12 protein-coding genes and 1 pseudogene are annotated in these 11,709 nt (G+C 41.5%); 11 read left to right on the top strand and 2 right to left on the bottom strand.

Annotated features, from left to right (window positions below):
• Nucleotides 1–24: 24 nt before the first annotated feature.
• The 3 genes from KVT34_RS23990 (at nt 25) to KVT34_RS23980 (ending at nt 2,819) form a co-directional block, all read left to right on the top strand.
• Complete coding sequence (locus KVT34_RS23990) at nt 25–990, top strand: ABC transporter substrate-binding protein (protein ID WP_217561937.1); 966 nt, start codon at nt 25–27, stop codon at nt 988–990.
• Nucleotides 991–1,161: 171 nt separating this feature from the next.
• On the top strand, nt 1,162–1,944 hold the full coding sequence (locus tag KVT34_RS23985) for an ABC transporter ATP-binding protein (RefSeq protein WP_217561842.1): 783 nt from the start codon (nt 1,162–1,164) through the stop codon (nt 1,942–1,944).
• A gap of 14 nt (nt 1,945–1,958) precedes the next feature.
• Nucleotides 1,959–2,819 carry an ABC transporter permease gene (locus KVT34_RS23980; RefSeq protein WP_254635097.1) on the top strand — a complete coding sequence of 287 codons (861 nt, stop codon included), beginning with the start codon at nt 1,959–1,961 and terminating at the stop codon, nt 2,817–2,819.
• A gap of 251 nt (nt 2,820–3,070) precedes the next feature.
• Here the strand turns inward: KVT34_RS23980 and KVT34_RS23975 are convergent, their stop codons facing one another.
• A complete protein-coding gene (locus KVT34_RS23975; RefSeq protein WP_217561840.1) occupies nt 3,071–3,307 on the bottom strand; it encodes a hypothetical protein in 237 nt (78 codons plus the stop codon).
• A 210-nt stretch (nt 3,308–3,517) separates the two neighbouring features.
• Between KVT34_RS23975 and KVT34_RS23970 the strand changes: the two genes are divergently transcribed.
• Nucleotides 3,518–4,678, top strand: a complete 1,161-nt coding sequence (locus KVT34_RS23970) for a hypothetical protein (protein WP_217561838.1) — start codon at nt 3,518–3,520, stop codon at nt 4,676–4,678.
• A gap of 466 nt (nt 4,679–5,144) precedes the next feature.
• A pseudogene (locus tag KVT34_RS32015) lies at nt 5,145–5,348 on the top strand (ABC transporter permease); the annotation flags it as partial.
• A 115-nt stretch (nt 5,349–5,463) separates the two neighbouring features.
• Here KVT34_RS32015 and KVT34_RS23960 read toward each other — a convergent pair.
• Complete coding sequence (locus KVT34_RS23960) at nt 5,464–5,916, bottom strand: RidA family protein (RefSeq protein ID WP_217561834.1); 453 nt, start codon at nt 5,914–5,916, stop codon at nt 5,464–5,466.
• Nucleotides 5,917–6,135: 219 nt separating this feature from the next.
• Between KVT34_RS23960 and KVT34_RS23955 the strand changes: the two genes are divergently transcribed.
• The 6 genes from KVT34_RS23955 (at nt 6,136) to KVT34_RS23930 (ending at nt 11,356) form a co-directional block, all read left to right on the top strand.
• Nucleotides 6,136–6,561 carry a hypothetical protein gene (locus KVT34_RS23955; RefSeq protein ID WP_217561832.1) on the top strand — a complete coding sequence of 142 codons (426 nt, stop codon included), beginning with the start codon at nt 6,136–6,138 and terminating at the stop codon, nt 6,559–6,561.
• A 138-nt stretch (nt 6,562–6,699) separates the two neighbouring features.
• Complete coding sequence (locus KVT34_RS23950) at nt 6,700–6,867, top strand: hypothetical protein (protein ID WP_217561830.1); 168 nt, start codon at nt 6,700–6,702, stop codon at nt 6,865–6,867.
• Between the two features lie 188 nt (nt 6,868–7,055).
• A complete protein-coding gene (locus tag KVT34_RS23945; RefSeq protein WP_217561828.1) occupies nt 7,056–7,232 on the top strand; it encodes a hypothetical protein in 177 nt (58 codons plus the stop codon).
• Entirely contained in the window at nt 7,225–7,815 is a 591-nt protein-coding gene (locus tag KVT34_RS23940; RefSeq protein WP_217561826.1) for an ATPase, read from the top strand. The genes KVT34_RS23945 and KVT34_RS23940 overlap by 8 nt, the downstream gene beginning before the upstream one ends.
• Nucleotides 7,816–8,254: 439 nt before the next feature.
• A complete protein-coding gene (locus tag KVT34_RS23935; protein WP_217561824.1) occupies nt 8,255–10,816 on the top strand; it encodes a hypothetical protein in 2,562 nt (853 codons plus the stop codon).
• A gap of 78 nt (nt 10,817–10,894) precedes the next feature.
• The gene (locus KVT34_RS23930; RefSeq protein WP_217561822.1) at nt 10,895–11,356 is read left to right on the top strand and encodes a hypothetical protein; all 462 of its coding nucleotides are present in this window, start codon (nt 10,895–10,897) and stop codon (nt 11,354–11,356) included.
• The last annotated feature ends 353 nt before the right edge of the window (nt 11,357–11,709 follow it).

Below are 11,709 nucleotides of genomic sequence, written 5' to 3'. Positions count from 1 at the left end.
CTCGCACTGGTGCTTACCGCCGCGATGCTGGCCGTACTGGCCGGCTGCGGCAAAGCGGCCGCCGACCCCAAACAGGGCGGCGCGGCCAAGCTGAAGCTGAAAATCGCGGACATCTCCACCAACTCGATTTTCCGCGTCGCCAAAAGCAAAGGCATCTTCGACAAGCACGGCATCGACGCCGAGCTCGTCTCGTTCGCCACACCGGCCGAAGGCGTCAACTCCCTGTTTATCAAACAGGTGGACGTTGCGTTTGGCGCTGACTTTCCTCTGCTGAACGCCGTGAGCAAAGGCGATTACGCCATTTTTGCCTCGTCGGGTACGGCAACGGATCTGAGCGCCAGCGAGTGGAAGCTGTTCGTCCGCAAGGACATCAAGAGCGCGGCCGATCTTAAGGGCAAGAAGCTGAGCTTTTCCCGCGGCACTTTTGTCCCTTACCTGTGGGATGTGTATCTGGGTCAGAACGGCGTCAAGTTGTCCGAGGTGAAGCTGATCGGCCAAGGCGGTTTTGATGAAGCATATGTCGCGCTCAAAAAAGGCGAGATCGACGGCGCATGGGTATACGGCGCGGTGCTCAACGAAAAATTCGGCGCTCTGGCCGAAGCCCACGAGCTGACCGACATGTCCAAAACGCCCGTGCGCCTCGGCAACGGCCTCATCGCTCCCACCGAGCTGCTCAAAGCCAACAAAGCCGGCTTCGTCAACTTCCTGAAGGCAATCGACGAGGCTTCCGCTTACGCACAGACGCACCAAGAGGAAACCGCGGACATCATGTACAAGGAAGTTAAGCAGCCGAAAGAGGCGACCCTCAAGGACCTGCCCAAAAACCCGTGGAAAATCGGGTTCACGGATAAAGCGTACAACGGCTACAAGGAGCAGAAAAAATACATGGTCGACAACGCCATCATCGAGAAGGATTTCGACCTTAAAAGCAAGCTGTATTTGGACATTTTGCGGGAAGCCTTCCCGGACCGGGTCATTGAAGTGAAGTAGTACGGATATTGGAAAAAGGGGGCTGGGGCTGGGCCGGTCACCACGCCAACGTTGCAGCAGCTGCCTGACAGCAGCCGGTCGAACGCCGTCTTGCACCGGAATATGGATCGCTGTCACAAAGCGAAACACGGCAAGAACATAACGCAACAAAACTGAACAGGGGGATGAAGTATGAGCACTGAGGCAGCGCCGAAACGCAACGAAATCCACATCGAACGCCTGGACAAAAGCTACATGCAGCCTTCCGCGGGCGAGCTGCACTACATCATTCAGGACGTGAATCTGGCGGTCCGGGGCGGCGAATTTTTCGTCCTGCTGGGGCCGAGCGGCTGCGGCAAATCGACGCTGCTCAGTCTCATCGCGGGCTTCGTCTCCAAGACGTCCGGCGAGGTGCGCGTCGGCGACCGCGAGGTTGACCGGCCCGGCCAAGACCGCGCCGTCGTTTTCCAGCAGGCTGATTCGTCCCTGTTTCCCTGGCTCACGGTCAGGGAGAACGTGGAGTTCGGCCTGCGCATGAAGCGTGTCCCGGCGGCCGAGCGCCGCAGCATTTCCGACCAGTACATCGAACTGGTCGGTCTCAAGGGACACGAGAGCAAGTTCCCGCGCGAGCTGTCCGGCGGCATGAAGCAGCGCGTGCAGCTGGCCCGCGTGCTGTCGAACGATCCGGCCATCCTGCTCATGGATGAGCCTTTCGGCGCGCTCGACGCAATGACGCGCCGCACCATGCAGAAGGAGCTTCAGCGGATTTGGCAGGAAACCGACAAAACTGTCATTTTTGTCACCCACGACATCCAGGAAGCGTTGCTGCTCGGCGGCCGCATCGGCATCATGTCCGCCGGCCCGTCGTCCAACATCTCGCACATTTACGACGTGCCCCTCACGTATCCTCGGGACCTGGGGTCGCCGGAGTTTTACGAGCTGTACAACCGCATCCAGGCTCATTTCGACGAATAGAGAGGAGAAGCCATATGAACACGAATGCCATTTCGGCAAAAAAAACGATCACGACCAAGGCGTCCATATCGGCTGTTTCCGGTGGGAAACCGCTTATCCGCAAGTCATGGTTCAAAAAAACGCTGCTCACCCTCGTCTTCTGGATCGCGGGACTGCTTCTGTGGCACGGGCTGTCGCTCGTTTACGGTCCGGAAATCCTGCCCGGCCCGATCCTGACCGCCCAAGGCGGCTACGAGCTGCTCGCCGACGGAACCCTGCTGCAATACATCGGGATCAGTTCGTACCGCGTCCTGCTCGGCTGGACCCTCGGCAGTCTGATCGCCATCCCGGTCGGCCTCGTCATCGGTAAAGTCGGTGCCATCCGCGCTTTCGCGGAACCGTTTCTGAACTTCATCCGCTTCATTCCGCCGATCGCGTTTATTACGCTGTTTCTCGTCTGGTTCGGCATCGGGGAGACATCGAAAGTCGTGCTCATCCTGTACGCCACTTTCTTCATCGTCGTGCTGAACACTTTAACCGGCGTGCTCGCCGTGGAGGAGGACAAAATCCGCTCCGCCCGCAGCATGGGCGCCTCCGAATGGCAAATCGTCCTGCATGTGATCATTCCGGCCACCGTGCCATACATGTTCACGGGCATCCGCCTCGCCATGGGCACTTCCTTCATGGCCATCATCGGTGCAGAAATGATCGCCTCCAACGAAGGCGTCGGCTATCTCATCTGGAACTCGCGGCTGTTCTTCCGTACGGACTGGATTTTCGTGGGGCTGATCTGCCTGGGGCTGATGGGTTTCATCACGGATCGCGCCGTGGCGCTGCTGGGGCGTAAGCTTTTGGCTCGGTATGGGGTTGTGGGGACAGTGGGGGGACGGCGGTAGGGGAATATGTATATCCATTGATTACAACTACTAGGCGCCTCTAAACTTGGGACAAGATGATAAAGTCTTGCTCATTGAATAGAGGTGCATTTTATGTAAATTGTTTAGATAAATGATTGCGAAACGAATCCATTATAAGAGTTACTATGACTTAGCCATAAGTAGGGTTCCAAGTTGCGGTATAAAGCAGGTTGAGGGGCTACTCTTTTTATCTGAGTAAAACACATAGTTAATCAGAAATGTGGTTGAAGTTACTTGGTTTTTTTATGATCGAAATACATTTTTATTGCAATTATTAAATTCAATATGCCTACCAAGATAGTACTGGTAATGACTATTAGTTGAACAGTTGAAGGTCCTGCTATTTTTCCATTTCCTACGGGACCAACCTTAGGTTGAGTCATATCCCAAAGTCCATACAATAATCCTATCAATGGTATTAATATGACAAGCAAACTAACAAAAATATAGGCTGTGTACTTATTCATATGCCCACCTCCCAAATGGAATAACTAACAGCTTCCATTTTAAAGCATAGACTTCACTCGAAATTAAAATTCCATTTTATGATCATTATAACACAAATTACTCGAAAAAAATGAAATATAATTAAATTTTATTTAATGTAAAATTAAAGCAACTTTTCCAAATTTGTATCGTCTAATACATTGATTGAAAAAAATATGTGGAGGTAGAAAATGATTAACAAGAAGAGTAGGAAGTTGGTTACAGTTTTATCTTTGGTCTCCCTTTTTTGTTTCACCAGTCTTGGGCCAGTTTCGGCTGAAAGTTCACAAGGAGCTAGTGCGAATTTAGGTAAGCAAGAACCGATCTCGACAGTTGAATCTTACACCATTGAAACGTATTCCGATACGTTAAACGCAGAAGGGTATTTTGAAAAAACCGGATACGAGGTAGTAAATGCTGTAACAAAGATCTATGTAGATGAAGGAAGAGCCATAAAATCTGAAGTAAGTTCAATTGAAGATTTTTACGACAACCAAGGGAACTACATTAAAACCGTAATAAAAAATGATAAATCCGCAAACGATTTTATTACAGGGAAAGCAAAAATTAATAATCAAAATTTTGTAGCATCTAGTCCTCTTAATGATCAATCACAATTAGCGAATGTAATCAAAAATAATGATACATTCGAAAAGGAGACTTTAGACTCTTCTAAAGAACAAGCTATATTAAAAAAATTAGAGACCAATGTTAGTAAACTTCCAAAAGTTCAGGATAAGGAAGTACAAGGGATTAATCTTGAACAATTAAACACAATAAAACAAAAGATTTCCGAGTTACAAGCTTCTAAAGTGACGCCAATGGTTAGCACGTGCCCTTCAAACTCTGGGGGTGTTGAGTCGTGTGGTGCTTACGATAATCTTTACAGGCATAACATTATAAATGGTGATTTTACTGCACAAGTTCTTGGACATGCCGGGGAAGACAGCAAATATACAAGATTACATGGGAGTGTAGGTAACAATACGGCAAAAGCTAGCAGGTTGGCTACTTTTAAGCAGCAAATAAATACTTATGAGAGATACATCGTCGATGATTTGGAAGCTAGTACCTTCTGGGAAGTAGTAGGATGGGCATCTGCTCTTGCTTCTTATGTACTGCTGGTTCAAGGGTTTCTTACAGGTCCAGTTGGGTGGGTTGCGGTTGTCTCCTCATATGCAAACGCTCTTTTGGTGTTTATTGGATTTACTTCTACATCTTACGCTACAGTTTCTAGATTGCAGATTAGTAAAAATGCGGCAGCTCAATTAAACAATGCTAAGACAACACACTACAATATGTTAAATTTGGGTGATGCAAATTATGGAAGCGACTATGTATCTGGATTTTAATTAGCAGTGGTATTACAGAGTTAATAAAGCGAATCTTATCCCGCGATCCTTATGTATACGGACGCGGGATTTTTTTACGGAAAGGAAAGTAAAACGTTCATTGCATTTAGCAGTCTTTTCAAGTTTATGGTTCCTAAGGGATCAGTAGAACTTAATTTTTAGGAAGTTGGCAGGATATCGACAAAATCGTTATTTTTGTCACCCACGATATCCAGAAGCGCTGCTGCTCGGTGGCCGCATCGGCATCATGTTCGCCGGACCGTTGTCCAACATCTCGAACATTTACGATTTACGGCTGTTTACGCCCGGAAATCGCTCATCCGCAAGCCTTGGTTCAAAAAACGCTGCTCACCCTTCGTCTACTGGACCGCGGGACTGCTTCTGTGAAACGGGCCGTCGCTCGTCTACGGACCGGAAATCTTGCCCGGCCCGATCCAGACCACCCAGGGCGGTTACGAGCTGCTTCATGGGCACCTCCTTCATGGCTATCATCATCGATGCCGAAATGATCGTCTTCAACAAAGGCGCCGGCATCTGGAACTCGCGGCTGTTCTTCCGCATGGGTTGAATTTTCATAGGGCTGATCTGCCTGGGGTTGATGGGCTTCCTCACGGGGCTGCTGGGACGTAATCATTTGGCGCGGATTGTGGGGAGGGTGGTAAGGGAATAGGTATACGAGCAAAAGAACCTTAAAGGGCTGTCAGCTCTTTAAGGTTCTTTTTGTTATTTACGGATTTGAAATTGATCCATTTTTTTGGTCAAGATGACGTTAGTCCTCTTTTAAATTACTCATGAATTTCAAAGATGGAGTCAACTATAATGGGTAAATTATCTCTCAGCGACACAACTCCGAGTACAGACCTTGCATGAACTCCATTATCCATGAAGATATTGAACATAAGATCCGAAAAAACCTCCAAAACTTTATGGTGCTCCTGAAAATCAGGGGTTGCATTTACAAATCCTTGTACTTTAATAACCCTTTTTATTTTATCGAGTGTTCCCAATTCTTCTCTTAAGACAGCGAAGACTTCTAGACCTGTTTGCATGGCAAAGTTATACCCTTCCTCTGTCGTATAATCAGAGCCCAATTTCCCCTGCTGGGCTTTAGAAGGTCCTTTTCCCGATAAAAATAGTAATCCATTAGCGACTATGAAGTTAGTATACTTGGCTGCAGGCTTACTAGCTTGAGGAAGAATATAACCGAGTGATTGTAACCTTTCTTCAGGCGTTGGCAACTGTGAGGCCCCATTTACTCTTGAATGTAATTTATATAAATACTAAGTAAGATGGAATTTGTTTGTAAACAAGATGATTGATAAGATTCTAGATCAGCGAATAGCAGGTCCTATAAAAGTTAGAACTACATTTTACACAGGCCGTCAAATACAATTGGTATATCAGCCAGGTCGATAGATGGTTCATTTACTTTAAACCAACCTAGGGAGGACGACGGGATGAAAATTCTTAGATATTTTTTTCTATCATTAAATATCCTATTGTCCTTTTGCGCAGGCTTATGGGCTTATCAAGCTGTTCTGTGGTTAGTTTGGGAGCAGACTATGAGCGAAGGGGATTTACCAGCCGTTCGTTATTGGGTGGGAATTGCGTATTTAATCATCTTGGTTCCCTCTTATCTTTTGATATGTTTCTTTGTTACATCCAAAATAAAATCGGCAATTATGCGTCTTCTACTTTACCCTATCGGGTGCGGACTCATGTTTGTTCTTCCCACCATATTTATATTTGCTGCTTTTGGCGGCGGAAATCTCTTTTCGGCGGAGGCGTTTCTGTTTTATGTGTTTTTTATATCCTCCGGCGCAGTATTTGGCCTGGGGTATGCTTTGAGTATATTTTTGACATCAAATAGGTTTGGAAAATAATTCGTAGGAGCATTCTCTTCAGTGTAAAAGAGGGTGCTTTTTTGTTTTATCGAATGAAGGGAAAGAAAATATCGTTTACAATGCAATTATTAACCACCCTTAGCTTTGCATGACTAACGTGGATCAGGAGGGTTGTGAATGTCTATGAAATTAATGCTTTCGGGGATTTTCGTATTCCTTTTGACCGATTTTATGGGAAATACAATGGGGATCAAGCTTCATCTGCTGGAAATCATTCTTCCTCTGTTAGGGATCGTTTTGTTTGTTTCGGGGCTCTTTGTGAAAAGTGATCGTGACTCGCGGTGATTTGTATAGCTCGTTAAACCAATAAATTATGTGGCTTTAGGATATCCGAATTTAAAGGGATGTATTTTATTTTAGTACAGATGAGTAATTTAGCCCCATAATGGCTTTCTGTTTGTTCTTCGTTTAATGGTTACCTAATGCAAGTATCGACTTTTAATTTTATCCTGAGAGAAAAGGAGGTGCCGCATATGGAGAAGAAACAAGATTTAACAAAACTTATAAAGCTAACGGGAGAACGGGCGAAGCTCGACGCCAAAGCGAACGGTACCTATGTGGTCTATAAAGACACTTCAGGCAAGCTAGTAAGGGAGTATTCTAACGGGGAAAAGGAATTTTTACCGGGAGATCAACTACCGTATGTCTGAACAAAAAGCCACGATGTTTATTTTTGCCGGAAATAACGGCAGCGGAAAAAGCACCATTCGAAACTTGATTATTGATCGAATAGGCATTAGCGTAAATATTGATCCGGATGATTTAGCGCGGCGTATCAATCCGTCACACCCTGAGCATGCAAGAGTGTCAGCAGGCAAGGAAGCCATCCGGTTGGCTCGAGACTGTATAGATCAGCAGCGTGATTATTCTATAGAAACTACCTTGTCCGGCGGATATGCAATACGACTTATGAAGGAAGCTAAGGCGAAGCAATTTGAGATTATGATGTTTTATGTCGGTCTTGGAAACCCGAATTTAAACGTAGAACGTGTTGCCAGCTGGGTTCGTAATGGAGGACACCATATTCCTACGACGGATATCTTGAAACGGCATGTCACCTCTATACAAAATTTGCTTACTTATATGCGGTTGGTTAATCATTTGCTGGTGATTGACAATAGTGCTTTAAATGGTGAAATCGTGCTTGAGGTAAAAGACGAGAGTTTAGCCTACCAAAATAGTTCCCTGCCCGATTGGGTCTTGCCTATTCGTAATAAACTGAATCATGAATAGCCCTATTTCATCCTATGTATTGTAGGTATGAGTGGGGTTATTTTATTACTATGCCATTGGAATGATTGTGCTACTGTAATGGAGCAGTCATCCTATAGCATAATTCATTAAGATATGTTGTCGATAAAAGGAATTAACTGTTGTAAAATAGAAGTAGGTCTTAAGGGCTATGTACAAATTGGGGTCAACAAGTCGGAAAGGTTCATCAGTTTTCCAAAGGCTCCAGGCAGAAGAATGTGTTAGAGGTTTTTGCCCGGACTAAGGAGAAGGCAGTGTTAGGCACATTTAAAACATACTAAGCGGGTACCTGCATCATGATAATAACAGCAATGCGCTTTTGCGAAAAGGCGATCTGACCCAGGATTAAGGGTAGGATCTTCTTTTTTTTTTGTTACTAAAACAAAAAGCTTTATAAAAAACTGAAGTTGGAGAGGGATATATGTCATATACAAATGGTTACAAAAGCCTTGATTCTGTAAATAAAGATTTTTGGAACGAAGCTAAAGTGAATCATGAACGGATGGATGAATTATATAATGAAACTGGAATAGAAAAAATGCTCTCTGGTCTTAAAACGCTAGAAAAGAGGGATATATTCAAAATTTTAAAAATAGAAAAGGACATGACTGATGATGCGAATTTCTTTGAAGTTATAAATAATAGGGATGATCATAAGTATTTAATCTATCTTAAAGAATTTTTGTCGAGAAAGAAAAGAGCTATAGAGGAATTATATGAAAAAAAATTCGCAAACTCGCAATTTAGATTTGACTCTTCAGATTACGTTAAACTAGTTCATTTGTTTTACACGTCTCCATCATTCCTATATGAAATCTTAGTTGTGCATGAATGGAAATCTAAAAGCACAGGAGATTTGTTTACTTGGTCTAGTACAGCAAGCTCTTCTCTTTTAAAAGGAATAGCTTCACATAAAGGCTTTCAAACTAAGATAATAGACACTTTGTATAGATTTTCTAAACAGAACAGCCAATATAAAATAACTGCTCACTGTATATTGGATGAAAAAAAACATTATATATATTTGTTATACAAACAAACAAAAGATACTAAACGCCCTGGATTTGACATGGCAAAAAGAGTAAAAGATATAGATCAAGTGATGTTTTCTATCAACATAATTGATAAAATTATCGAAATAAAAGCGCCAACAAAGATGGAGCTGTATGGTTTAAAAAAATATTTCAACCAGGAACTTGGAGAACTTACAGAGATAATTCCAACTGTTTTTACAGAGTATACCGAGGATGCTGTATTAAGGGTTTTTGAAAATGGTGAAGCCGCCAGCGGTATTGAACCTGAAGATTTTGAAATAAATAGAATTGTCTTTTCAAATTCATTGCTCAGTAAATCCCCTGAAATCACAATTGAGTTGCCTAAGTCAGATATCTGGTTAAGTGTAATAGATGCCTTTAATCGAAGGATAATTGATTTGAACAGCTTAAAAGATGTTAAACAAATATATTTCACATCTGATTCTTGCACTCGTTCCGTCCGTTCTATAATGGTGGGCGAGGGAAATGTAATTTTTAAATTGGATGATAGTAAGTTAGAGGAGAATAAGAAGAAATCAATAATGAAAAAATTCATGCAAAAGTTTGGCTTTCCGATCAATCAGCCAGTTGAAAACAAATTTAAAGGAGGTATCTCTGATAAAGTTGATAGATTATTGAGGCTTGCAGAAGATGAATTATCAGACGATACTGTGTTTTACGATGAGTTTGTCCAAAAAGAATTTATTTATAAAAATGAAGTAGTAAGGACCAAATGTATCTATTGCAATAGCTTAGTTGAGCCAGAAAAAGATGAAGGGGGCGAGGAAAAGTGCCCAAATTGTTCTGATTCAAAATTAACAAAGGTAAATAGTATGGTCCATAAAATAAACCATGATAAGATTGAAAATTTTGTATTCTCCATCTTTACTGATTTTATAAATCAAGAATCTGATTGTGTAAGATTACCTCTTTCGGATTGGCCCTATAGGGGGAAAAATTATCGTATTTATAAATTCACATACAAGGGAAAACCATATCAATGTATTGTATCTGGTAATGTACTTTCACGAAAAATGCTCGACATGTTTGAACGACAATTAGTGCCTACAATTCTAATTTATTATGGTGTTGATAAAGAAACAAGTAATATTTTTTGTTTAGACACGATGCAACATCTTACATTTGGAAGTATCTATACTAATAGCCAAATGCCAACACTTAACGAATTCATTAAAGATATCTTAACGGGGTTAGAGAAAAGGACACAATATTTGATTGATTCCGCAGCAATCAAAGCCAACACTATAATACAAAATGTTAGTGACCGGGAGGAAGACCTTAATGTATATGATCAAGACATTTTTGAAGATGACGTATTTACTATAATTAAGCAACTAGTGCCTAATTCAGAAAAATGGGGCAAAGAAATGAAGGGAATAGCAGTCCCAGAAGGTATATTTGCTCTACAATATATGGATAGGGCTGGTATGGAAGTGCATCAACAAAAGGTAGTTTTCTCATATGATTGCAAACTAAATAAAGATAATAAGGGCTATAACTTAAAGTCTGATGAAAAAAGAAAAGGGCTGGATTATATTTCAAAAATAAACAATTTAAAGGAAATATCCGCTTACTGTACGAATGGACAAGTAACAGCTCATATTTTTATTAGTAATAAATTTAGAAAAGGTCAAATAAAAACTATGGCTGACTATTTCCATAAGCAAATAGGAAGGGAGTATATAGGAAAACCTATCTTTATTACTGCCAAAGTTATTAGCCATCTACATTCACAGTTCCTAAAGTACAGAGAGGAAATTACTTTAGTTCCTGATAGTTTTAGTAGAATGCTACATGAACTATTCACAGTTGAAGATTTTGTTGTTACCGAGAACAAAATAGATGAATTAATTGATGACGTAGTTTTTGCAGCTCAGCAATATACCAAATTAGATACTTCTAGAATTACTAAAAAATTCAAAAAGTAAACCTTTTAATAAGAACAAATGTTCTGTATAATGAAAATGAACATTTGTTCTTATTATTATTTAGGCGGTGATATTGGTATGAACATAACTGAAAGTGCTCTTAAGGATTTTTCAAGAATAAATAAAATTCTCATTGAGCAATATATTCAAGAGAACATCAAAAGGCAGTTAATTAGTATGAAAGGGGGAATTCTTTCTTTTAAGTTTCACGCACATAAAGTATATCTTTATAAAGGCTTTGATTCAGAAATAACAGAATTACTACAAATGAATTATAGGGAAATAATAAACATAGACTTTCTGAACCAATTTATATTTTTAAAAGACAGACTACCTGTTCGCTTACAAAGATGGGCAGAAACAAATTTTTTAGATAATATTTTTAATGAAATTGTCCAATCTTTAATATTTAAAAGAATTTATACAACAATAAATAATAATGATGAAGATATAGAATGGCATTGGCCAGGCGCGGGTTTAGCAATGAGGATGAATAAAAATTTAGTTTTTTACAAGCTCGAAACTAAAAATCTGTTATGATGGTCAATTAAAGTTTCCGTATAAAAAGTTGGTAATGGTCTTCGTTTCTTCACTTATATTATTACTGATTATCCGTATGAGCGAATGTAAGTCATGATCTGTATAAATAATGACCTCAATACCCTCGCCTTTGCTATGCTTTTGATAACAAAATGAATAGATTGCCGGTTTATTATTTACCAAAAGTTCTGCTGATATACACAAAGGATATTCACTATATAGTTCAGTACTTCCGTGGCTTAGAGACACTACTGTAATTTGATTAAACTTTGTTAATATGGAATCAATGTGCTTGTCACTGAAATCTTTTAGAAGTTCTATTAAGTGACTAAAGGTAAATCCTTCTTCATTTA

It is taken from the genome of Paenibacillus sp. GbtcB18 (genome assembly GCF_019091125.1).
Lineage (GTDB): Bacteria > Bacillota > Bacilli > Paenibacillales > NBRC-103111 > Paenibacillus_F > Paenibacillus_F chitinolyticus.
This window is presented reverse-complemented; position numbering and strand designations above follow the sequence as displayed.

Bases quoted from the DNA above. Each gene is read 5' to 3' on its own strand.
- KVT34_RS23935 (WP_217561824.1), top strand. From the start codon at position 8,255: ATGTCATATACAAATGGTTACAAAAGCCTTGATTCTGTAAATAAAGAT.
- KVT34_RS23950 (WP_217561830.1), top strand. From the start codon at position 6,700: ATGTCTATGAAATTAATGCTTTCGGGGATTTTCGTATTCCTTTTGACC.
- KVT34_RS23945 (WP_217561828.1), top strand. From the start codon at position 7,056: ATGGAGAAGAAACAAGATTTAACAAAACTTATAAAGCTAACGGGAGAA.
- KVT34_RS23975 (WP_217561840.1), bottom strand. From the start codon at position 3,307: ATGAATAAGTACACAGCCTATATTTTTGTTAGTTTGCTTGTCATATTA.
- KVT34_RS23940 (WP_217561826.1), top strand. From the start codon at position 7,225: ATGTCTGAACAAAAAGCCACGATGTTTATTTTTGCCGGAAATAACGGC.
- KVT34_RS23980 (WP_254635097.1), top strand. From the start codon at position 1,959: ATGAACACGAATGCCATTTCGGCAAAAAAAACGATCACGACCAAGGCG.
- KVT34_RS23970 (WP_217561838.1), top strand. From the start codon at position 3,518: ATGATTAACAAGAAGAGTAGGAAGTTGGTTACAGTTTTATCTTTGGTC.
- KVT34_RS23990 (WP_217561937.1), top strand. From the start codon at position 25: ATGCTGGCCGTACTGGCCGGCTGCGGCAAAGCGGCCGCCGACCCCAAA.
- KVT34_RS23985 (WP_217561842.1), top strand. From the start codon at position 1,162: ATGAGCACTGAGGCAGCGCCGAAACGCAACGAAATCCACATCGAACGC.
- KVT34_RS23930 (WP_217561822.1), top strand. From the start codon at position 10,895: ATGAACATAACTGAAAGTGCTCTTAAGGATTTTTCAAGAATAAATAAA.
- KVT34_RS23955 (WP_217561832.1), top strand. From the start codon at position 6,136: ATGAAAATTCTTAGATATTTTTTTCTATCATTAAATATCCTATTGTCC.